21 protein-coding genes and 1 other RNA gene are annotated in these 20528 nt (G+C 48.7%); 5 read left to right on the forward strand and 17 right to left on the reverse strand.

Annotation, left to right across the window (positions count from 1 at the left end):
* Window positions 1-61 precede the first annotated feature (61 nt).
* Window positions 62-158, forward strand: an RNA gene (ffs, locus tag HMPREF2608_RS05580) — signal recognition particle sRNA small type.
* 117 nt (window positions 159-275) lie between these two features.
* Here the strand turns inward: ffs and HMPREF2608_RS05585 are convergent.
* The 4 genes from HMPREF2608_RS05585 to HMPREF2608_RS05600 form a co-directional block, all read right to left on the reverse strand.
* On the reverse strand, window positions 276-1493 hold the full coding sequence (locus HMPREF2608_RS05585; RefSeq protein WP_070826260.1) for a uracil-xanthine permease family protein: 1218 nt from the start codon (window positions 1491-1493) through the stop codon (window positions 276-278).
* A 167-nt stretch (window positions 1494-1660) separates the two neighbouring features.
* Window positions 1661-1972: a hypothetical protein gene (locus HMPREF2608_RS05590; protein ID WP_070826261.1), complete on the reverse strand. Its 312-nt coding sequence runs from the start codon at window positions 1970-1972 to the stop codon at window positions 1661-1663.
* Between the two features lie 62 nt (window positions 1973-2034).
* On the reverse strand, window positions 2035-2673 hold the full coding sequence (locus HMPREF2608_RS05595) for a hypothetical protein (RefSeq protein WP_070826262.1): 639 nt from the start codon (window positions 2671-2673) through the stop codon (window positions 2035-2037).
* The gene (locus HMPREF2608_RS05600; RefSeq protein ID WP_070826288.1) at window positions 2673-3920 is read right to left on the reverse strand and encodes a multifunctional CCA addition/repair protein; all 1248 of its coding nucleotides are present in this window, start codon (window positions 3918-3920) and stop codon (window positions 2673-2675) included. Before HMPREF2608_RS05600 ends, HMPREF2608_RS05595 begins: the two co-directional genes overlap by 1 nt.
* A gap of 204 nt (window positions 3921-4124) precedes the next feature.
* Here HMPREF2608_RS05600 and ung point away from each other — a divergent pair, with 204 nt between their 5' ends.
* Entirely contained in the window at window positions 4125-4784 is a 660-nt protein-coding gene (gene ung / locus HMPREF2608_RS05605) for a uracil-DNA glycosylase (RefSeq protein ID WP_070826263.1), read from the forward strand.
* A gap of 53 nt (window positions 4785-4837) precedes the next feature.
* Here ung and HMPREF2608_RS05610 read toward each other — a convergent pair whose 3' ends face one another.
* The 5 genes from HMPREF2608_RS05610 to HMPREF2608_RS05630 all read right to left on the reverse strand — a co-directional run bounded on the left by HMPREF2608_RS05610 (window position 4838) and on the right by HMPREF2608_RS05630 (window position 8506).
* Window positions 4838-5911, reverse strand: coding sequence for a sulfate/molybdate ABC transporter ATP-binding protein (locus HMPREF2608_RS05610; protein ID WP_070826264.1), 1074 nt, complete (start codon window positions 5909-5911; stop codon window positions 4838-4840).
* Window positions 5908-6768 carry a sulfate ABC transporter permease subunit CysW gene (cysW, locus tag HMPREF2608_RS05615; RefSeq protein ID WP_070826265.1) on the reverse strand — a complete coding sequence of 287 codons (861 nt, stop codon included), beginning with the start codon at window positions 6766-6768 and terminating at the stop codon, window positions 5908-5910. Before cysW ends, HMPREF2608_RS05610 begins: the two co-directional genes overlap by 4 nt.
* A gap of 84 nt (window positions 6769-6852) precedes the next feature.
* Window positions 6853-7689 carry a sulfate ABC transporter permease subunit CysT gene (cysT, locus tag HMPREF2608_RS05620; protein ID WP_004520580.1) on the reverse strand — a complete coding sequence of 279 codons (837 nt, stop codon included), beginning with the start codon at window positions 7687-7689 and terminating at the stop codon, window positions 6853-6855.
* 160 nt (window positions 7690-7849) lie between these two features.
* A complete protein-coding gene (locus HMPREF2608_RS05625) occupies window positions 7850-8299 on the reverse strand; it encodes a DUF4124 domain-containing protein (protein ID WP_070826266.1) in 450 nt (149 codons plus the stop codon).
* A 12-nt stretch (window positions 8300-8311) separates the two neighbouring features.
* Window positions 8312-8506, reverse strand: a complete 195-nt coding sequence (locus HMPREF2608_RS05630; RefSeq protein WP_070826267.1) for a hypothetical protein — start codon at window positions 8504-8506, stop codon at window positions 8312-8314.
* A gap of 185 nt (window positions 8507-8691) precedes the next feature.
* Between HMPREF2608_RS05630 and HMPREF2608_RS05635 the strand changes: the two genes are divergently transcribed.
* Window positions 8692-10320 carry an ABC-F family ATPase gene (locus HMPREF2608_RS05635; RefSeq protein ID WP_070712944.1) on the forward strand — a complete coding sequence of 543 codons (1629 nt, stop codon included), beginning with the start codon at window positions 8692-8694 and terminating at the stop codon, window positions 10318-10320.
* Window positions 10321-10545: 225 nt separating this feature from the next.
* Here HMPREF2608_RS05635 and HMPREF2608_RS05640 read toward each other — a convergent pair whose 3' ends face one another.
* A complete protein-coding gene (locus HMPREF2608_RS05640) occupies window positions 10546-11763 on the reverse strand; it encodes a D-alanyl-D-alanine carboxypeptidase family protein (RefSeq protein WP_070826268.1) in 1218 nt (405 codons plus the stop codon).
* A gap of 205 nt (window positions 11764-11968) precedes the next feature.
* Between HMPREF2608_RS05640 and ilvA the strand changes: the two genes are divergently transcribed.
* Complete coding sequence (ilvA, locus tag HMPREF2608_RS05645; RefSeq protein WP_070826269.1) at window positions 11969-13492, forward strand: threonine ammonia-lyase, biosynthetic; 1524 nt, start codon at window positions 11969-11971, stop codon at window positions 13490-13492.
* Between the two features lie 57 nt (window positions 13493-13549).
* Here the strand turns inward: ilvA and trmB are convergent, their stop codons facing one another.
* From trmB to HMPREF2608_RS05660, 3 genes are all read right to left on the reverse strand, one after another.
* Window positions 13550-14266 (reverse strand): tRNA (guanosine(46)-N7)-methyltransferase TrmB, encoded by a 717-nt coding sequence (gene trmB, locus HMPREF2608_RS05650; protein ID WP_070585311.1) that lies wholly within the window; start codon window positions 14264-14266, stop codon window positions 13550-13552.
* Between the two features lie 137 nt (window positions 14267-14403).
* Entirely contained in the window at window positions 14404-15060 is a 657-nt protein-coding gene (locus tag HMPREF2608_RS05655; protein WP_003680203.1) for a response regulator, read from the reverse strand.
* Window positions 15057-16817, reverse strand: a complete 1761-nt coding sequence (locus tag HMPREF2608_RS05660; protein ID WP_070826270.1) for a histidine kinase — start codon at window positions 16815-16817, stop codon at window positions 15057-15059. The genes HMPREF2608_RS05655 and HMPREF2608_RS05660 overlap by 4 nt, the downstream gene beginning before the upstream one ends.
* Before the next feature lie 258 nt (window positions 16818-17075).
* Between HMPREF2608_RS05660 and mobA the strand changes: the two genes are divergently transcribed.
* Entirely contained in the window at window positions 17076-17657 is a 582-nt protein-coding gene (gene mobA, locus HMPREF2608_RS05665; RefSeq protein ID WP_070826271.1) for a molybdenum cofactor guanylyltransferase MobA, read from the forward strand.
* A 124-nt stretch (window positions 17658-17781) separates the two neighbouring features.
* On the opposite strand, the gene HMPREF2608_RS05670 is transcribed toward mobA, so the two are convergent.
* From HMPREF2608_RS05670 to HMPREF2608_RS05685, 4 genes are all read right to left on the reverse strand, one after another.
* Window positions 17782-18621: an NAD-dependent epimerase/dehydratase family protein gene (locus tag HMPREF2608_RS05670; protein WP_070826272.1), complete on the reverse strand. Its 840-nt coding sequence runs from the start codon at window positions 18619-18621 to the stop codon at window positions 17782-17784.
* Between the two features lie 41 nt (window positions 18622-18662).
* The gene (locus HMPREF2608_RS05675; protein WP_070826273.1) at window positions 18663-19145 is read right to left on the reverse strand and encodes a DUF2269 family protein; all 483 of its coding nucleotides are present in this window, start codon (window positions 19143-19145) and stop codon (window positions 18663-18665) included.
* A complete protein-coding gene (locus HMPREF2608_RS05680; protein ID WP_070826274.1) occupies window positions 19142-19531 on the reverse strand; it encodes a DoxX-like family protein in 390 nt (129 codons plus the stop codon). The genes HMPREF2608_RS05675 and HMPREF2608_RS05680 overlap by 4 nt, the downstream gene beginning before the upstream one ends.
* Window positions 19532-19793: 262 nt before the next feature.
* Entirely contained in the window at window positions 19794-20312 is a 519-nt protein-coding gene (locus tag HMPREF2608_RS05685; RefSeq protein ID WP_063068990.1) for a GbsR/MarR family transcriptional regulator, read from the reverse strand.
* Window positions 20313-20528 lie beyond the last annotated feature (216 nt).

The following is a 20528-nucleotide window of genomic DNA, read 5'->3' on the forward strand; positions in this document are numbered from 1 at the left end:
GGCCTGACAGATTTTATCGCTTGAGTTTTTCTGTAAAACCGCTATAATGCGTTTCTTCTATGGCGGGTCTCCCCGCATGGTAATTCGGAACACCGGGTCAGGGGCGGAAGCCAGCAGCCCACTCTGATGAGCCAGTGCCGGGGGTTCGGCTCGCCACCTTATTCAAAAATGCCGGAGATGGTTAAGTCTCCGGCATTTTTCATTGTATAAAGCGTAATAAAAAGGCAGTCTGAAACCTCATTTGCAGACTGCCTTTGAGTTTATGAACCAGCTATTTATGCTTCTTCTGATTTTGTATTGGGCAAAACGCAGTTTAGGATAATGGCCAATACGGCGCACAAACCTACACCGGCGAAGCTCAAAGTACCTACTTTGATAATCATGCCGCCGATACCGGTCGTCAATACGGAGCTGACGATAACCAGATTTTTCGGCTGCATCAAATCGACTTTCGCATCAATCAATGTTTTGATGCCCAAAGAGGCGATTGTACCGAACAGCAGCAACATAATGCCGCCCATAACCGGCATAGGAATCGAACCCAAAAACGCGTTGAACTTACCGAAAAACGCCATGAAAATCGCAAAAATAGCCGCCCAAGTCATGATGACGGGGTTGCTGTTTTTGGTAATCATCACCGCGCCGGTTACTTCGCCGTAAGTGGTTACAGGAGGGCCGCCGATCAAACCGGCCACGCATACGCCCAAGCCGTCGCCGGCGAGGGTTTTGTCCAAGCCCGGGTCTTTGGTGTAGTTTTTGCCGGTTACATTACCGATAGCCATAATGCCGCCGATGTGTTCGATGGCCGGGGCAATGGCGACGGGCAACATAAACAAGGCAGCCTGCCAGTTGACTTGAGGCGTTTCAAAATGAGGGACGGCAAACCAAGGAGCGTTGATGATGGCGCTGGTATCGACCAAGCCCATGATTAAAGCCAACACATAGCCGGAAGCCACGCCGATCAGAATCGGAATCAGCTTCATCATTTTGCTGCCGAAGACAGAAACAATGACGGTTACAGCAAAGGTAAAGCCGGAGAGAATCAGCGAGTCGATATAGTCGATGACCTGCTTGCCGCCTGATTGACCCATGGCCATCTTGCTGGCTTCTGAGGCAACAGACAAACCGATTACCATAATCACCGGGCCGATAACCACGGGCGGCAACAACTTGTGTACCGCATCCAGACCGCGCCATCTAATCAGTGCGGCAAAGATGAAGTACATGAAACCTGCCGCAAACAGGCCAAACATGGTAGAAGGCAGCCCCCATTCTTTGATTGAATAGATGATCGGTGCAATAAAGGCAAAAGAAGAACCGAGGAAAATCGGCACTTTACGTTTGGTAACCAATTGGAACAACAAGGTGCCCAAGCCTGCGCCTAATAATGCCAAAGCCGGGTTCAGTCCCGTCAGAAGCGGCACAAGCACCATGGCACCGAATGCGACAAACAAAATCTGCGCACCTGCTACCGCCGTTTTAAGCTGGTTCATAAAAGCTCCGAAGAAAATTCAAACGGCGCAGATTATACTGATTTATCCTAGTCATGAACATTTATTTACAAAAGGCCGTCTGAACAAATGTAACGATGACACCTGTTCAGACGGCCTTATTCGATAGCGAATGGTTAGTAACTTATCAAAATCGATTAGGAAAATTTTCAGCCGCGTGTTTCGCGCCAAACCAAATAATCGCGCAGGGGTGGCATGGGCGGATTGATGCAGTGCGGACAGATACCGGTTGTGTCTTCATCATCGCTGTCGATATGGTAGTCGTTTGGATCGAAGCGCACCTGCTGCATCACAGCTTGCGCCAATGCTTGTTCCTGTACGACATCAAATTCAAATTTTTCCAAAATCTCATTCAATAGGCAGATTTCGCTGTCGCTGAAAGATTCGCTGTGTTTGACAATGAGGCGTTGATAATCTTCATTGCTGATTTTTTCGTGAAGTAAATTGGTCTGGATAGTCATGATTTTATTGTTGAAATAAGATGGTCAAGGTGCGGATTATAGCGGATATCGTGTCGGCTGTTTCAAAGGGCGTCTTTAAGTTGACGGGCTTTGGCGAATGTGGGGATAAATCTGTTCAATTCAATATTGACTGCCTGAAAATCGCGGCTATCAAAAAAATCGCCGATACGTATGGTTTTTCCCTGATAATCGAAAGACCATGCACCTTGTACACATTTTTGGATACGTAAAATATTGGGGATATTGTGAATTTTTCGTTTCATACCATTTTGGTATAGGTTTTCGTTTGGCAACCTCTGTTCCCTTCCTTGTGCAATAGGAGCTTTGGGAATATGGTCACGAGAATGCCATTCGGAGATTTCTGACAACGGGAAACTACGCCAACGCCCAATGGAGAACAAGGTATAACCATGAGACAGCGTATGGTTACGGATCTTGATGTTTTCACGTCCGAAAAGTTGCCAGAGAAGGCTGTAAACAAGCGAACCCACTAAGTAGAAAGTAAAAAGTATATGGATAAGAATTATTATTGGATCAGTGAAATAATGCTCTTCAAGGTAAAACGGCGCAATGCATGTAAGAGCAAAGGAAAACATAAGAAATACCGCGGTAAAACCGATTTCCTGCGAGTCATGTACAACACGCGCAGATACGGCAATGCCGTCGGGCATGCGCTCAATTTTATAACGCGAAGATGCCATCAATAGCCTCCTATTTTTTCAGCCTGATACGCTTTTTGCAGCGGCCTAATTTGCGCCAAGCGTGCATGATCGATTTGTTCGGCAATTAAATGGGCTTTTCCTTGTGCGCGGCATTCGGCGGCGATTTTGCCTGCATCTACTTGATTGGCGGCCTCAAGTAAGGCCAGCCAATGTTCGCGTTGCGGATAGGGGGTGTCTTCAAGGTTCAGACGGCCTTGTTTGTCGGCCACGCAGACGTTTAAGGCCGTCTGAAAACGTTCGGGGCGGCGGAATGCGTCGGTTTTTTTCAAAACATTCAAAATGGTTTTGCTTTTGAACTGCCCGACTTGATGGAGCATGATGTGCCAACGGCAGACAAGTTCGGCAAGCTCGGCGCAGTGTTTGGGCGCGCGAAGGCGTTGATTGACTTCGCGGATGGGTTCGACGCCGTTGATGTCGTGTCCGTAGTGTTTCGGCAGGATATCAGCCGGTGTTTTTGCCTTGCCCAAGTCGTGCAATAAGGCGGCATAGCGTTCGGCGAGGGACAGATTCATTTCTGCGGCTCGTTGTACAACCATCAGCGTATGAATACCGCTGTCGATTTCGGGATGATAGTCGGCGCGTTGCGGTACGCCGAAAAGGGCGTCAAGCTTGGGTAGCAAGACTTTGAGTGCGCCGCATTCGCGCAAAACTTCAATCATTTTGCGCGGGTTTTTCTCCATTAAACCTTTGGCCAATTCCTGCCAGACGCGTTCGGCAACCAAGGCATCCGCTTCGCCATTTTCTACCATTTTCCGCATCAGCGACATGGTTTCATCGGCAATTTGAAAACCATAACGCGCAGAAAAACGGGCAATACGCAAAATCCGCACGGGGTCTTCGGCAAAGGCAGGCGAAACGTGGCGCAGGATACCGGCCGCCAAGTCTTGTTGTCCGCCAAAGGGGTCGATGATCGTGCCGTCTGAATCCTGCGCCATGGCATTGATGGTCAGGTCGCGACGCATCAGGTCTTGTTCCAGCGTAACGTCTTTATCGGCATGAAAGCTGAATCCGGCATAGCCTTTGGCGGTTTTGCGCTCGGTACGGGCGAGGGCGTATTCTTCGTGGCTGTCCGGATGGAGAAAGACAGGAAAATCCTTGCCGACAGGTTGATAGCCCTGAGCCAACATGGTTTGCGCATCTGCACCGACGACTACCCAGTCGCGGTCTTTGACGGGCAGGCCTAACAGATGGTCGCGGACGGCGCCGCCGACAAGATAGGTTTGGATGGTTTGTGTATTCATATAAAAATCGAACGATATAAAAAGGCCGTCTGAAAAGCCGTATTGGTTTTTCAGACGGCCTGATTCAGAATGCTATTATGACGCTTTAGGCTTGTTGCTGTCGATAATCTTCAGTCCGGCGGCAACAAACCATATCGTTATGCGGCATATCCTTTATAATAAGCCCATTCAAATACGGAGCGGCAAATAATGCAAACTTGGCACGAGGCGATTGGTGCGGAAAAAGAAAAGGCGTATTTTCAAACGATTTTGGAGAAGGTGCGCCATGAAAGGCAGGCGGGGATAACCGTTTATCCGCCTGAGCGTGATATATTCAATGCCTTTCGGACGACAGAGTTTGGAAGTGTAAAGGTTGTGATTTTGGGGCAAGACCCGTATCACGGCGCGGGTCAGGCGCATGGTTTGGCGTTTTCCGTGCAACCCGAAATTGCAGTGCCGCCGTCACTGGTCAATATTTATAAAGAGCTGGCGACGGATATTGAGGGCTTTCAGATTCCGAAACACGGCTATTTGCAGCATTGGGCGGAACAGGGCGTGTTGCTGTTGAACACGGTGTTGACTGTCCGCGCCGGTGTGGCGCATTCCCATGCGACCTTCGGTTGGGAGGCGTTTACCGATGAAGTCATCCGACAATTGGATAAGGAACGCGAGCATTTAGTCTTTATGCTGTGGGGCAGCCATGCGCAGAAGAAAGGCGCGTTTATCGACCGCAACCGCCATTTGGTGCTGACCGCGCCGCATCCTTCGCCCTTGTCGGCGTATCGAGGCTTTTTCGGCTGCAAACATTTTTCGCAGGCAAACGCTTATTTGCAGGTGCATGGTTTAGAGCCGATTGATTGGCAGGTTTAATAAGATAAAAGGCCGTCTGAAAGCAGATTTTCAGACGGCCTTATGATTTAGTCTCAAATCGAATATTCAATCAGCTCGTTTTGAGAGAAGACATAAACCTGTTTCGGAATCAGCCTCAATTCTTTGCCTTCGGCGATTTGGTAACGCGCGGCATCGCTGCCTGCCAGCGTGATATGCACGTCTTGTTTGTCGTGTTTTACCAAAATATGCGTCAATGCCCCGACGGCGTGGATTTTTTCGATTTTGGCACGGATCATTGGTGTTTCGTGTTCGGTGGCAAGCTGCCATTCGTGTGGGCGGATATAGCCGATAGCGGTTTGCTCCTGCCATTTGTAGTGCGCGTCCAATTTCCACGCGAAGCCGTTGTAATGCCAGATGCCTTTTTCGATTCTACCTTCAAAAGCGTCGGTTTCGCCGAGGAACTCGGTAACGAAGGCGTTTTCAGGTTTGCGGTAAATGGCTTCAGCGCTGCCAGTTTGTTCGATTTTGCCGTGGTTCATGACGACGATTTCGTCGGAAACTTCAAGGGCTTCTTCTTGATCATGTGTTACTAAAATGCTGGTTACGCCCAAGTTGTGATGAATGTCGCGCAGCCAAGTGCGTAATTCTTTGCGTACTTTGGCATCCAGCGCGCCGAAGGGTTCGTCCAAAAGCAGGAGTTTCGGTTCGACAGCGAGGGCACGGGCGAGGGCGATGCGTTGGCGTTGACCGCCGGAGATCTGGTGCGGATAGGATTTGGCGAGGTGGGAGAGCTGCACGAGTTTGAGCAATTCTTCGACTTTGGCGCGGATTTGTTCTTTGGACGGGCGTTCGGACTTGGGCAATACGGTCAAACCGAAAGCAACGTTGTCAAACACGTTCATGTGGCGGAAAAGGGCATAGTGCTGGAACACGAAGCCGACTTTGCGCTCGCGGACGTGTTTGGCGGTTACGTCTTGGCCGTCAAAGAGAATTTGGCCGCCGTCGGCGTTTTCCAGCCCGGCGATGATGCGCAAGAGCGTGGTTTTGCCGCAACCGGAAGGGCCGAGCAGGGAAACGAGTTTGCCGGTGGGGACGTTGAGGTTGATGTTTTTCAGCGCGTGGAACGCTCCGAAGTGTTTGTTTAGATTTTGAATAGTAATGCTCATGCTGCGTTCCTTTCGGCGGCGGCGAGTTTTTTATCTTGTAATTTGGTAATGATGTTTTGCACCAGCAAGGTGGCCAAGGCTAAAAGTGCCAATACGCCGGAGAGGGCGAATGCGCCGGTGAAGTTGTATTCGTTGTAGAAGATTTCGACCAAAAGCGGGATGGTGTTGGTTTCGCCGCGAATGTGCCCCGATACCACGCTGACCGCGCCGAATTCGCCCATCGCGCGGGCGTTGGTAAGAATGATGCCGTAGAGCAGCGCCCATTTGATGTTGGGCAGGGTAACGCGCCAAAACATCTGCCAGCCGTTTGCGCCGAGTATCAGCGCGGCTTGTTCTTCACTGTCGCCCTGCGCCTGCATCAGTGGGATGATTTCGCGTGCGACAAAAGGGAAGGTAACGAACAGCGTCGCCAAAATAATGCCCGGGATGGCGAAGATAATCTGTATGCCTTGCGCTTCCAGCCAGCCGCCTAATGCCGTGTGCGCGCCGAACAATAAGACGAACATCAAACCGGCCACCACGGGTGATACGGAAAACGGCAAATCGAGCAGGGTAGTCAGCAACTGCTTGCCGCGGAAGTCAAAACGGGTCAGCAGCCACGCCATCGCTACGCCCAATACGGCATTGACGGGAACGACAATCAGCGCGGTAATCAGCGTCAATTTGATGGCAGACCATGCTTCGGGATCGGTCAGAGATTGCAGGTACAAATCCCAACCGCCTTTTAAAGCCTCGTAGAATACGGCAACCAAAGGTACGACCAGCATCAGCAGCAGAAAGCCCAAGGCGGTAGCGGTCAGCAACACGCGCAGCCAACTCGGTTCGCTCAGGTTTGGATTAGTGGAATGGGTTTTCATGTTAGTGAAGTCTCTATTTATTCTTGTATCCGTTTAGGCCGTCTGAAAAATGTTTGCTTGAAGTTTCAGACGGCCTGTTGTTTGTTAAACCCTCGCTCCGGCGCGGCGGCTTAAAGTCCATTGCATAATGTTTAAAATCAGCAGGATGACAAACGAAATCATCAGCATAAACAGAGCAACGGCTGACGCGCCTTGAGCATCGTATTGCTCCAGTTTGCCGGTAATAATCAAGGGTAGGATTTCAGACACCATCGGAATATTGCCCGCAATAAAAATGACCGAGCCGTATTCGCCGGTAGAGCGGGCAAACATCATGCCTGCACCGGTCAACAGGGCTGGCGTGATTTCAGGCAAAAGGACACGGCGGAACGTAGTCCAGCGGCTTGCGCCCAAAGTTGCTGCCGCTTCTTCATACTCGCCCGACAATTCTTCCAATACCGGCTGAACGGCGCGGACGATAAAGGGCAGGCTGACGACAATCAGCGCAATCCAGATGCCAGTAGGCGTAAAGGCGATTTTGATGCCCAAAGGCTCGAAAAAACGGCCTATCCAGCCATTGGGCGCATATAGGGTTGCCAAAGCAATGCCTGTTACCGCCGTCGGCAGCGCAAACGGCAAATCGACCAAAGCGTTTACCAATCCTTTGCCCGGAAATTCATAGCGTACCAATACCCAGGCGACCAACGTGCCGAACACGATATTGGTCAACATCGCATAAAACGACATCCGCAAGCTCAGCCAGACGGCCGCCAAGACATTGGGTTCGGTAATCGTGTTCCAAAATCCGCTCCAGCCGATTTCCGCCGCTTTGGCCGCCATCATTGCAAACGGCAAAACCACCAAAAGCGACAGGCACAAAACCGTCAAACCCAGGCTGAGCTTGAAACCCGGCAATACAGAAGGCGTTTTGAGTAACAACATAATGGCAATCGTCAGAATTTAATACACGCTTACTTTAACAAGGCCGTCTGAAAACTGGAAAGAATGCTTTGTTTGGTATAAAGACGATTTTGTTATATTGAAAAGCTGAAAAGGCCGTCTGAAAACCAAATTTCAGACGGCCTTGCTGGTGTGGTAAATATCAATAGGCAACAGGATCTTGAGATGCAGGCTGGCGTTGCGCCGCGTCATAGTTTTCCTGAGCCGAGCGGACGGCTTTTTCCAAACCGTTGATCCGTTCGAGATAGCGGGCATAGTTGCGTTCATTGCCATAACGCACTTTTTTGCCTTCTTCCAAATTTTTCTTGGCGGTATCTAAAGCACGCTTGGCCGCGCCAACGTCAGCCGGATTGATCGGGGCGACAGCTTCTTCCGCCTGCTCGGCTTTGCTTGGGGAAGTCGGCGTTGCCGGTGTTGAAACAGGCGCAGAAGTATATACGGACGGTTTGCCGATATTGCTGGCTTTGCAGTTTTTGCCGCCGGCTTGGGTATAGACTTTGCGGCCGGCAGAATCGGTACATTCAAAAATAGGCGCGGCGGAAACCGCAGTTGTCAACGCGAGCAGTAATGTGCTGATCCAGATTTTGTTCATTTTTATTTTTCCTTAAAACCATTTCCACCAAACAAACAAAGCCACAATCATGATGATGTTGGCGAATAGGATGGGTTTCCACTGTCTGGGTGCGCGCCGCAATTCGGCGCCCGAGCGCGTGCGGCGGATATAGAAAAACGGGCTGAGCAGCATGGAAGCGGCACATACTAAAATAATCACGGCGTAATAGATTTTGTGCGTTTCCATATTATTTCTCCGTTTCAGACGGCCTGAAATGCTGCCTACAACGCATTTTTGCGTGAAGCGTTGCCTGTTTTCATCTTGCATCGAAATTGGGCGCATTTGCCATGGCCTCAATCCTGAGGTCTTTGCAAAAATATGCTACAATCGCGTCCGATTATAACATTCTATTTATAAAGGTTTTACGAATAATGATTTCTACCAACGGCATCACCATGCAGTTCGGCGCAAAGCCGCTGTTTGAAAACGTATCCGTCAAATTCGGCGAAGGCAACCGTTACGGCTTGATCGGCGCCAACGGCTCAGGCAAATCCACCTTCATGAAAATCCTCGGCGGCGATTTGGAACAGACTGCCGGCGAAGTAGCGATTGAAAACGGCGTGCGTTTGGGTAAATTACGCCAAGACCAGTTTGCCTACGAAGACATGCGCGTGCTGGACGTGGTGATGATGGGTCACACCGAAATGTGGGCGGCGATGACCGAGCGTGATGCGATTTACGCCAACCTGGAAGCCACCGAAGACGACTACATGAAAGCCGCCGAACTGGAAGCCAAGTTCGCCGAATACGACGGCTACACCGCCGAAGCGCGCGCCGCCGAATTGTTGAGCGGTGTGGGCATTTCCGAAGATTTGCACAATGCGACCATGGCGGAAGTCGCCCCTGGCTTCAAACTGCGCGTATTGCTGGCGCAAGCCCTGTTCTCCAAACCAGATGTATTGCTCTTGGACGAACCGACCAATAACTTGGACATTAATACCATCCGCTGGCTGGAAGGCGTGTTGAACCAGTACGACTCCACCATGATTATCATCTCGCACGACCGTCACTTTTTGAACGAAGTCTGCACCCACATGGCGGATTTGGACTACAACACCATCACCATCTATCCGGGCAATTACGACGACTATATGCTCGCTTCCGCCCAATCGCGTGAGCGCGCCCTGAAAGACAATGCCAAAGCCAAAGAGAAACTGCAAGAGTTGCAAGAGTTCGTTGCCCGTTTCTCCGCCAACAAATCCAAAGCCCGTCAGGCAACCAGCCGTCTGAAACAGGCAGACAAAATCAAATCGGAGATGGTCGAAGTCAAACCTTCTACCCGTCAAAACCCGTATATCCGTTTTGAAGCCGACGAAAAAGCCAAATTGCACCGTCAGGCTGTGGAAGTTGAAAAACTGGCCAAACGTTTTGAAACCCAGTTGTTTAAAAACCTGAACTTCATCCTTGAAGCAGGCCAGCGCCTCGCCATCATCGGCCCGAACGGCGCAGGTAAATCTACCTTGCTGAAACTCTTGGCAGGCGCATACAACCCCGAATATTCAGACGGCCTGCTGCCGGACGAAGGCACCATCAAATGGGCGGAAAAAGCCAGCGTCGGCTACTATCCGCAAGACCATGAAAACGACTTCGACGTCGATATGGACCTGAGTGAATGGATGCGCCAATGGGGTCAGGAAGGCGATGACGAACAAGTCATCCGCGGCACTTTGGGCCGCTTGCTCTTCGGCAGCAACGATGTCGTGAAAAAAGTGAAGGTTCTATCTGGTGGCGAAAAAGGCCGTATGCTTTACGGCAAACTGTTGCTGTTGAAACCCAATGTCTTGGTTATGGACGAACCGACCAACCACATGGACATGGAAAGCATCGAATCCTTGAACATGGCGCTGGAAAAATACAACGGCACGCTGATTTTCGTATCGCACGACCGTCAGTTTGTATCTTCGCTGGCTACCCAAATCATTGAATTGGATGGCAAAGGCGGATATGAACACTACTTGGGTGATTACGAAAGCTATCTGGAGAAAAAAGGCTTAGTTTAAGCTCATACTGATAAGCTATTAAGATATTGAAATGCCGTCTGAAAATCGTTGTGTTTTCAGACGGCATTTTTTTGAAGCGTTTCATATTGGCAATCACTGAAACTGCTAAGATTAAAATGGATAAATATCTTGTTAGGAATTTTTATTAAAGCCATAAAACAGATATACAAAAGGCCGTTTGAAATATTTCAGACGGCCTTTATGTATGTTTTCATAGCAAGAGGATTAACTGAATAAACCTTTAAACCACAACACAATCGCGTCCCACATACGGCGCAGCCAGCTGCCTTCTTCCACACCGTTTAGTGCGATGACGTCTTTTTCGGCAATGACTTTGCCGTCTTTCATGACTTTCAGTTTACCCAATACTTGGCCTTTTTCAATCGGGGCGAGGACGGGCTGAAGCGTTTCTAAAATAGGTTTGACGTTTTTGCCGGTATCGTGGGGGATGGTAATGTAAACATCGTCCAAGAAACCGATGTCTACGGCTTTGGTGCTGCCTTTGTAAACTTTAACTTGGGAAATTACTTCTCCGCCGTTATAAAGTTTGGGCGTATCAAATGCCTGCAATGACCAGTTGAGCAGTTTGCTGCTTTCGCTGGCGCGCGCTTCGGTAGATTCGGCACCGGCAAGAATGGAAACAATACGGCGGTTGTTGCGTTTGCTGGAAGCGGCAAGATGGTAGCCCGCGCCTTCAGAATAGCCGGTTTTCAAACCGTCGATACTGCTGTCGCGATAGAGCAGGAGATTGCGGTTGGGCTGCTCGATATTATTGTATTTGAAAGATTTGTTTGCAAATAAAGGATAATATTTCGGATAGTCATTGATGAGTGCGGCAGCCAAGATGGCAAGGTCGCTAACGGTTGAAACATGGCCGTTAGAAGAAATACCGGTCGGGTTGTTGAAGTGGGTGTGCTTCATGCCCAAGCGTTTGGCTTCTTCATTCATTTGTTTAACGAATTCGTCAATAGAGCCGTTGCCAATGGCTTCGGCGAGGGTAATGGCGGCATCGTTGGCCGATTGGATGGTTGTACCCTTAATCAAGGAGCTGACGCTGACAGGTACTTTGGGGTCGAGGAACATACGCGAACCTTCGACTTTCCATGCAGCATTGGAAACAGTCAGCATTTGGCCAGCCTCAAGCGTACCGTTTTCTAATGCTTTAAAGGCAAGGTAGGCAGTCATCATTTGCGTCAACGCGGCAGGCTCGATAGGTGTATCGGCATTGTTGGATGCCAAGGTTTGCTTGCTGTGCAGGTCGGTAACAATATAGGCGGTCGCCGCAATTTCCGGCGGCGTTGTCGGGCTGTTGATGCTGTGCAGCAGCGGCTGCGTTTGAGCCTCGCTTTGTACGGCAGGTGCAGATGCAACCGGGTCGGCAGCGAGGGCAGGAGTATTCAGGAAGTTAGCAAAAATTAAACTAAGTAGCGTTTTTTTCATCATTATTTGTGGATTTGAATATGAGTGGATACTGTTATGAAGCAAACAGCTTGGCATATTAAATAGATATTAAGCGGACATTATACCGTCTCATTTAGGCTTTGCTAAGATTTTTCTTGCCTTCAGACGGCCTCAGGGGTATGGTTTTAACTTTTTCCTCCGGTCGGTTTGACCGAATTGCAATTTATTTCCGAACACTAAAAATACCATGAACCATTCCCTTCCTCTTTCCGATTATCTAACCCGTATTTTGACCGCTTCCGTTTATGATGTAGCCGTAGAAACACCTTTGGATTTGGCGCGCAGTTTGTCAGGCCGTCTGAACAATCAGGTTTTGCTCAAACGTGAAGATTTGCAGCCGGTGTTTTCGTTCAAAATTCGTGGTGCGTACAACAAAATGGCGAAGCTGCCTAAAGAAGCCTTGGATTGTGGCGTGATTGCCGCAAGCGCGGGCAACCATGCGCAGGGTGTGGCTTTATCGGCGCAGTATTTGGGTTGCCGCGCCGTTATCGTGATGCCGGAAACAACGCCTAAAATCAAAATCGATGCGGTAAAGAGCCGAGGCGGCGAAGTGGTATTGAAAGGCGTGTCTTATAACGACGCCTATGATTATGCGATGGAGTTGGCAGAAAAGGAAAAACTGACTTATATCGCGCCGTTTGATGATCCTGATGTGATTGCCGGTCAGGGAACTGTCGGCATGGAAATCCTCCGACAACACCGCAATATCAATGCGATTTTTGTCCCGATTGGTGGCGGCGGTTTGGCAGCAGGCGTAGCGGCGTTTATCAAACAAGTTTGCCCTGAAATTAAAGTGATTGGCGTGCAAACCGATGATTCTTGCTGTATGAAGCAATCGGTCGAGGCTGGGGAAATCGTACATTTGAAAGATGTCGGCCTGTTTTCAGACGGCACGGCGGTCAAGGTTGTCGGTGATGAAACCTTCCGCCTGTGTAAGGAGCTGTTGGACGAAATTATTACGGTAAATACGGATATGTTGTGCGGCGCGATTAAAGATATTTTTGACGATACGCGCAGCATTACCGAGCCTGCGGGCGCATTGGCCCTTGCCGGCCTGAAGGCTTACGTTGTGAAAAACAATATCCAAGGCCAAAACTTGGTTGCCGTAACCAGTGGCGCCAACATGAACTTCCACCGCCTGCGCCATGTTTCTGAACGCAGTGAACTGGGCGAGGGCAACGAAGGTATTTTTGCCGTTACCATTCCTGAAGAAAAAGGCAGCTTTCTTAAGTTTATCAATGTCTTGGGTAGTCGGAACATTACCGAGTTCAACTATCGCTACGGCAGCGATAAAAATGCGCATATTTTTGTCGGCTTGCAAACCGCCGGTGCGCAAGACTTGGCCGTCATCAGCAAACAACTGGCTGACGCAGGCTTGCCCAATGTTGACCTGACCAATGACGAAATCGCCAAAATCCATATCCGTTATATGGTCGGCGGACGTACGGAAAAAGTATCCAGCGAACGCTTGGTCAGCTTTGAATTCCCGGAGCGCCCGGGTGCGTTGTCCCGTTTCTTGAACCATATGCGCGCCGAATGGAATATTACTTTGTTCCATTATCGCAATCATGGTGCGGATTACGGTCGTATTTTGGTCGGTATCGATGTACCTGAAAGCGACAATGAAGCCTTTACCGACTTCTTGGAGAGCTTGGGTTATGTTTATAAAGAAGAAACCGATAATCCGGCTTATAAACTTTTCTTAGCTTAATCAGTAAGATAAAAGGCCGTCTGAAATTTTTCAGACGGCCTTGTGTTTTATGTTCGGCTATTTCTTACGGAACACCAAGTCCCAAACGCCATGACCCAATCGTTTGCCTCGGGCTTCAAATTTGGTTTCAGGACGATAATCAGGCGTAGGGGCGTAATCGGCAGCCGTGTTTTGCAAAGCGTCAAAACTGCTCAAAACTTCCAGCATTTGCACGGCGTATTCTTCCCAGTCGGTTGCCATATGGACATAGCCGCCGCTTTTGAGTTTGGGCAGCAGCTTTTCAACAAACGGCACTTGTACCAAGCGGCGTTTGTTATGGCGCTTTTTGTGCCAAGGGTCAGGGAAGAAAATATGAATGCCGTCTAAAGAACCGTCTTCCAGCATCTTTTCCACTACTTCCACCGCATCATGACGCATCACGTGGATATTGGAAATGTGTTCTTCCTCAATCAGCTTCAAGATATTACCGACGCCCGGGCCGTGAACATCAATCGCTAAAAAGTCGGTATCGGGCAGACGTTTGGCGATTTCCACTGTCGCGACGCCCATACCGAAACCGATTTCCAAAACTTTAGGATTGTCCCGTCCAAAAGCGCGGTTCAAATCCAAAGGAGCTTCTTGGAAGTCCACACCAAATTGCGGCCACATCGTATCGATGGCGCGCTGTTGGGCCGCGGTCATATGGCCTTGGCGCAAGACGAAACTGCGGATGCTGCGTTTGTGTTCTTCCGGAACGGTATTTTCGGGTGTATTTTCTGGAATGTTTTCGGACATGTTGTTTTAAATCAGTGAGAAATCAAATAAAAAGGCCGTCTGAAAGAATCAGACAACCCTGCATATAAATCGGCGTGATTATAGCGAATAAACGCTCTTCCTGAAACCTTTTAAAAAGAAGGTTTCAGACGGCCTGATTAAGACAATACCGGTTGAGGTACTTTGTGTTGCACCGCATAAACCGCAGCTTGAACGCGGCTGCTTAGGTTTAACTTGCGCAACAGGTTTTGTACATGCACTTTGACGGTTGACTCTGCCAGATTCAAATGGCGGGCAATGATTTTGTTGCTGTGTCCTGCGGCAAGATAGCCCAAGATTTCCATCTCGCGCGGGGTCAGTTGCTCCAGCAGATGGTCTGAGCGGGAAGGAGATGGAGAAATCAGCGATTGCACCAAGCGGCTGGTCATTTCTGGAGAAAAGACGTTGTCGCCATCGACAGCTTTGCGGATGCTTTCCAACAGGAAGTCGGCATTGATGTTTTTCAGCAAAAAGCCTTTTGCACCCATACGCATACACTCGGTCAAATCGTCGCTGTCTTCAGAAACAGTCAGCATGATGACGGTCAGCTGCGGATTGATACTTAAAATTTGGGCCAATGCTTCGCGGCCGTTCATGACCGGCATATCCAAGTCCAGCAAGACCACATCAGGCTTGAGCTGCTCAACCATTTTTACGCCGGCCAGGCCGTCTGAAGCTTCGCCGACGACTTCAAAATCAGGTTGGCGCGAAAGCAAGGCCTTGATACCGCTGCGAAATAGGGTGTGGTCGTCAATAAGGGTAATTTTAATCGTCATGATGCTGTTCTCATTTGTTGTGGCAAAGTCAGCATAACCGCCGTACCTTGCCCAATCTGTGATGTAATGGCCAATTCTGCGTTAATCCGTTGGGCCCGTTCCTGCATAATGCCCAAGCCGACATGTTCGCCTGAAGGCCGGTTTGATAGGTGTTCTTTATTAAAGCCTGCGCCGTCGTCACGAATCGTCATGACAAAATCGCCGTGGTTGGCAATTTCGACGCTGACATGTTGCGCACGCGCGTGTTTTCGGATATTGGACAGACTTTCCTGCAAGATGAAGATGATCTGCAAATGCTCATCATAATTCAAAGCCTGCCCGTCGTCCTGCCATTTTAAATCAACTGGAATACCGGTTTGTCGTTCAAAACGCGCCAGCAGCGATTCTACCGCTTCAGGAAAATCTTTATTACTGATTTTGGTGCGGAAATTCATCAGAAGCTCGCGGACGTCTTCATAGCATTCCTGCACGCCGTCTTTAATGAAGCTGATGTTTTCTTCAGCCTGCTCGCGTTGGTTTGAAGCAAACGCGCTTTCCAACATTTGCACCTGCAAATTCAAAAAGGTCAGGGCTTGTGCAATGCTGTCATGCAAACCTTGTGCAATCAAGTTACGCTCCTGCAAGACTGCAAGCAGGCGGCGCTCTTGTTCCATGCGGTTGTTGGCGATGGAAATGCCCAGCTGTCCGCTTAAAGTATGCAGCAGTTTTTCATCTTGCTCATCAGGCATATGGCCGTCTGAAAAATATAGGGTTAGTACGCCAAGCTGTTCATCTTGATAAACGATCGGAAATTCTACACGATTTCCTTCTTCGGTTTCACCGACGCTTGCCGCCAAATCAGAACGTTTCCGCTCCTCATCGGAAAGATATACCGTACCTCCTAAGGCTGAAAACGCCGGCAGAATCTGAGTTAAAAATTCTTCTGCCGCCTGTTGGGGCGTAAAAGTTTGGTGCAGATTGCGCGTGGTTTGGTAGAGCAGGGTTAAATCACGGTTTTGCCGCGCCAAGTCTTGGGTTTGTTTGGCAACTTGTCCTTCCAAGTCTGTATAAAGCGTATGCAGACGGCGGCTCATTTGGTTAAAACCCTTGCTGACTTGGGCGAATTCACGAATTTGGTCTGTATCGATTTGTACCCCGAAACGACCTTCGCTGATGGTTTCTACTCCGTCGCGCAATTTTTCCAGCGGCCGGATGATCCACGAATAATGCCAAACAATCATCAAGCCTGCAGCCACTAAAATCATCAACATCATCGCCATTTGAAAACGGCGCAGCCATAAAGTATTTTGCTCGTTGGCATTTTCCATCGCCTGTAAAAACAGCTCGATGTTGCCGGCAAAACGGTACAGGCCGATTTGGGTCGGACGCTCGTAATGTTGCAAAGAAGGCTTGATGTTGGATTCCCAATCAATCAACAGCATCGATTGGATCAAATCGTAAGCCAGCGGCATTTGTGACGGAATCAGCGGATGAATGGCATCGCTTTGAGTTACACTGGCCAGCGTACGCTCAAATTCTTTGATTTGGTTATCAATTTGCGCATTGGGTGTACGGACGCTTGCCATATAAGCCAAACGATACACCTGCATTTTCAAACTGCCCGCATCTTCAATCGTTTTGGCCGCGCTTTCCAAACGCCAAGAAAGCAGCAGGGTAAAGACAATCGACAAAAATGCCGAACTGACCCATAAAAAAGTCAGCAGTTTTAAACGCGAAGACAGGCTCAAGCCGTCTGAAGATCCGGAGAATAAACGCATAAAGCACGCAGGAAAACTAATCCGATAATCTTATAAAAATATCATTCTTTCGGCTTATAAACAACCTGTCTAAAATAATTGTGTGGTTATGATAAGAAAAAACAGGGGTTTAATGTAAAATCATGTTATGATAAAATTCATCTCAAGTGAATTTAATCATAAAATCAGGTTTCAGACGGCCTGAAACCTTGAAACTTACCCAATAAACACAACATCTTGAACCACACTCCATACTCTGCTTCGCAAAGGACTACCAAAATGAAAATTTTCGCACTGATATTGGCCGGCGGGCAGGGAAGCCGGATGGGAGGTGTCGATAAGGGGTTGGTGCAATGGCACAACAAAGCCTTGATAGATCATGTTATCGAAAAAATCCGCCCCCAAGTCAGCCACATCGCCATCAGTGCCAACCGCAACCTTGAATCTTACGCCCAACGCAGCGCGCACATTTTCTCTGATGCGCGCCAATGGCAGCATTACGGCCCTTTAGCCGCCTTGTGTACTGCCGCCAACGATTTACAAATAGCCACTGCCGACTGGCTGCTTATCGTATCCTGCGATATGCCGCGTTTGCCGGAAAACTTGGTTTCCCAGTTTGAAACCATCGCGCGGCGCACGCCATTGTGCAATGCGTTTTATGTAGAGACCCCTGCCAGACCGCATTACAGCGTGATGTTTATCCGGCCGCAAATCCTGCAAAGTACTGTGCCATACCTTTATTCAGGAATGCGCAGCATCCGCGGCTGGCTGCAACAACAGCGCGCGCGGGTTGTCCATTTCCCTCATGAGCAGGATTTTATCAGCTACAACACGGAAAATGATTTGGCCCAGCCTTTGTAGTTGGGTAGGTAGAAGCAATAAGCTTCTGATGAACTGAATTGTTTTGCAATAAAGTATTTTATAAAAGCTTTAGGCCGTCTGAACAACAGACGGCCTTTGTTTTGTCATTTTAAAGTTAAATGAATTATAGGCAACCGGCAAAGTTTTCTGCAGCCAATGGTTCCCTACCTAGCAAAGCTGCAAAATCAGAATAGTCGGCGCATGAGCCTTGCTGGAGCAGGGCAAAGCTGTCGCGGCTGATGATGCCGTTGCTGAAGATATTTACCAACGGTAGCGCAGGGTTAATCAGACGCAGGGGAACGGGTAGGATACGTTGCGGCGATTTATGGAGCAGGGTTTGGCGGAGGATGATCAGGTATTCCGCCAAAGTCAGGGCTTGTCTGCCGGTCATATTGATGGCGCTATGGTCGGTGTCGGTTTGGACGGCAAGTTTCGCCAAACCTTCTGCAACATCGGCAAGATGTACGGGCTGCAAATGAAAGCGACCGGCTTCCGGTAGAGGAAGTAAAGGGAGGCGGGCTAGTTTGATGAACAGTTCGCAGCTGGTTCCTCCTCGACCGTAAACAACGGATGGTCTGGCTATGGCAATCGGTATGCCGCTTTGAACAATGGCATCATCGCCACGCCCTTTGCTGCCAACAAAGTTGATGGACTGAGATGGATTGGCACCCAGTGCGGATAGTTGCACCCAGCGTTTAATGCCTGCTGCTTTTGCCCATGAGGCGAGCTGTTTGGGCGTGTGGTGGTGTACGGTTTCGAGTATTTCGGCATGACGGCTCATAATTCCAATGCAGTTGATGAGGACGTCTTGCCCTTCCAATAAACGGCGTGCGGCGGTTTCGTCGGGATGAAGAAAATCGAAGGCGCGGCGGTCGGGCGTGCAAACTTGGTGACCTTGTTCTTTGAGGATTTGAACGGTACGGCTGCCAATAAAGCCGCTGCCTCCGAAAATGATGATGTTCATATGCTTTTCTTTATATTGTTAATAAGGCCGTCTGAAAACCTTTAAACCGGTTTCATCACCATCAGGAAGTAAATCACGATAGTGGCGCAAAAGGCAGGATAGCCGAGTAATTCCCAGCGTCTAGCATAACGCCAGTAGGGCTCCGGAATGGTGTCTGCGTTTTCTTTGTGCGCTTTTTCGGCAATTTTTGCCATGCGGATTTGCAGCCAGACAACAGGTAGCCAGCAAATGCCTGAAAAGATATATAAAGCCAGCGTCATCCATATCCAATTTTGTTCCAGCATGGTGGCAACAGTGTAGCCGCGTTCGTACAGCATCCATAAGCCGGATAAGGGTTGGAAAATGACGGCGGGGGTTGTAAACCACCAATCTGCTTTGATGACCCAATGCGAGACGACCGACTGCGCGGCAACCGAGCCGCTGCGGTTTGCCCAAAAGAGGTAAAACGCTGTACCAAAACCGGTGCCGACCATTAAGGTAGCCGAGATGATGTGCAGGGTTTTAACAATTAAATAAGTGTTCATTTTTTATCTCCTACGGATTGATACAGGAAAAATAAAGTAGCCATAATCGGCAGGTTTTTTACCAAAGGCGCAAATGGATGCGCCCACATTTCAGGCAGCCTGAAGGCGATAATCAGGCTGTATGCCGCGACGGTTATCAATTGCAGCAGCCATACTGAGGAATGGGAGCGAAGGCGGCTGAAGCATAAAAAAGCAAAACCAATGTCCAGCAGAGAAGCGGCGATTAATGTAGGCCATTGCAACGGATTGGGAATACCGACTGAATGCAGCAAATCCAATGACATTTCAGGCATGAAAAACAGAGGTTGGGTACCACTCCACAGCCATAGCAGCCCCATCGAGTAAGACAGGTAGGCGGGTAGGGTGTGCGTAGTGTTGTCGGACATGCTGGTTTCCTATTTTGTTTTGGTTTAAATATATAATTAGTCTGTAATTTCTATAATTTCTGTTAAAAGAGAAATTATAGGGCAAAAAATTTTAAATAGGCTCCGGGATTGTTTCTTTAGGAGGGAAATCCATATCCAGTGATTCAAAATCTACCAAAGAATATCAAGCTTCAGATAAATATGCCCATGCAAGGCTGCCATGAGCATGTTTCCATATCCTAAATAGCATTGGCTATGTTTATTGAGAACAAGTCCATTGCCATCAACGGAAAAATTTTTGTATTCCGGCGCCTATTTTTAAAATTTTCACCATGGTTGAAGTGGAAAGCTTCAGCATTTCATTTGCCCACACGGTCAGCGTACTAATGAAATCATGGGTTTGTTGGATTCGCTGCTTGGCAGTTTCATTTTCCTGACTAAATTCAGGGCTGTCGATCAGGCTTTGCAAAAATTGCCGTGTCGGTTCTATTTCGCGCTGCATACGCACTTCTGCAATGGTACGGAACAAAGTCCAGACATCATCCGAAGTTTCAAAATGATCGCGCCTATCGCCCAAGATATGCACGGTATGTACCAATCTCAGGTTTTGCAACTCTTTAATACTGTTGCTGACATTGGAGCGTGCTACGCCGAGTGTTTCGGTGATTTCTTCGGCGTTCATTGGTCTGCCTAAGATGTAGAGCAGGGCATGGATTTGCGCAACGGTACGGTTGACGCCCCATTTGGTACCCATTTCACCCCAATGGAGGATAAATTTTTCAGTGGTCGGATTTAGTTTCATAGTGATGGTATTCTATTTTTATCTTTTATTTCTGTCAATACAGAAATAAAGAAATTTTAGCGTATGAAGTAAAAATGTTCAGACGGTCTTTTGAATCACCCCTTCTTCTATATGTTCTCTCAACATCTCTAGACCTTATCAGTCATGGTTTCTTATGAGGAAAAGATGTTATTCATAAACCGGTATTTTTTGAATAAAAATTTATCCGTACAATCT

The organism is Neisseria sp. HMSC064D07, from assembly GCF_001837185.1.
GTDB classification, from domain to species: Bacteria; Pseudomonadota; Gammaproteobacteria; order Burkholderiales; family Neisseriaceae; genus Neisseria; species Neisseria flavescens_C.

What these genes read in the sequence shown, in the direction of transcription:
- HMPREF2608_RS05610 (WP_070826264.1), bottom strand. Translation starts at nt 5,911, where the DNA reads ATGAGCATTACTATTCAAAATCTAAACAAACACTTCGGAGCGTTCCAC.
- ilvA (WP_070826269.1), top strand. Translation starts at nt 11,969, where the DNA reads ATGAACCATTCCCTTCCTCTTTCCGATTATCTAACCCGTATTTTGACC.
- HMPREF2608_RS05680 (WP_070826274.1), bottom strand. Translation starts at nt 19,531, where the DNA reads ATGTCCGACAACACTACGCACACCCTACCCGCCTACCTGTCTTACTCG.
- HMPREF2608_RS05670 (WP_070826272.1), bottom strand. Translation starts at nt 18,621, where the DNA reads ATGAACATCATCATTTTCGGAGGCAGCGGCTTTATTGGCAGCCGTACC.
- HMPREF2608_RS05635 (WP_070712944.1), top strand. Translation starts at nt 8,692, where the DNA reads ATGATTTCTACCAACGGCATCACCATGCAGTTCGGCGCAAAGCCGCTG.
- HMPREF2608_RS05660 (WP_070826270.1), bottom strand. Translation starts at nt 16,817, where the DNA reads ATGCGTTTATTCTCCGGATCTTCAGACGGCTTGAGCCTGTCTTCGCGT.
- HMPREF2608_RS05625 (WP_070826266.1), bottom strand. Translation starts at nt 8,299, where the DNA reads ATGAACAAAATCTGGATCAGCACATTACTGCTCGCGTTGACAACTGCG.
- HMPREF2608_RS05655 (WP_003680203.1), bottom strand. Translation starts at nt 15,060, where the DNA reads ATGACGATTAAAATTACCCTTATTGACGACCACACCCTATTTCGCAGC.
- HMPREF2608_RS05590 (WP_070826261.1), bottom strand. Translation starts at nt 1,972, where the DNA reads ATGACTATCCAGACCAATTTACTTCACGAAAAAATCAGCAATGAAGAT.
- cysW (WP_070826265.1), bottom strand. Translation starts at nt 6,768, where the DNA reads ATGAAAACCCATTCCACTAATCCAAACCTGAGCGAACCGAGTTGGCTG.
- mobA (WP_070826271.1), top strand. Translation starts at nt 17,076, where the DNA reads ATGAAAATTTTCGCACTGATATTGGCCGGCGGGCAGGGAAGCCGGATG.
- ung (WP_070826263.1), top strand. Translation starts at nt 4,125, where the DNA reads ATGCAAACTTGGCACGAGGCGATTGGTGCGGAAAAAGAAAAGGCGTAT.
- HMPREF2608_RS05685 (WP_063068990.1), bottom strand. Translation starts at nt 20,312, where the DNA reads ATGAAACTAAATCCGACCACTGAAAAATTTATCCTCCATTGGGGTGAA.
- HMPREF2608_RS05640 (WP_070826268.1), bottom strand. Translation starts at nt 11,763, where the DNA reads ATGATGAAAAAAACGCTACTTAGTTTAATTTTTGCTAACTTCCTGAAT.
- HMPREF2608_RS05585 (WP_070826260.1), bottom strand. Translation starts at nt 1,493, where the DNA reads ATGAACCAGCTTAAAACGGCGGTAGCAGGTGCGCAGATTTTGTTTGTC.
- HMPREF2608_RS05630 (WP_070826267.1), bottom strand. Translation starts at nt 8,506, where the DNA reads ATGGAAACGCACAAAATCTATTACGCCGTGATTATTTTAGTATGTGCC.
- HMPREF2608_RS05675 (WP_070826273.1), bottom strand. Translation starts at nt 19,145, where the DNA reads ATGAACACTTATTTAATTGTTAAAACCCTGCACATCATCTCGGCTACC.
- cysT (WP_004520580.1), bottom strand. Translation starts at nt 7,689, where the DNA reads ATGTTGTTACTCAAAACGCCTTCTGTATTGCCGGGTTTCAAGCTCAGC.
- trmB (WP_070585311.1), bottom strand. Translation starts at nt 14,266, where the DNA reads ATGTCCGAAAACATTCCAGAAAATACACCCGAAAATACCGTTCCGGAA.
- HMPREF2608_RS05595 (WP_070826262.1), bottom strand. Translation starts at nt 2,673, where the DNA reads ATGGCATCTTCGCGTTATAAAATTGAGCGCATGCCCGACGGCATTGCC.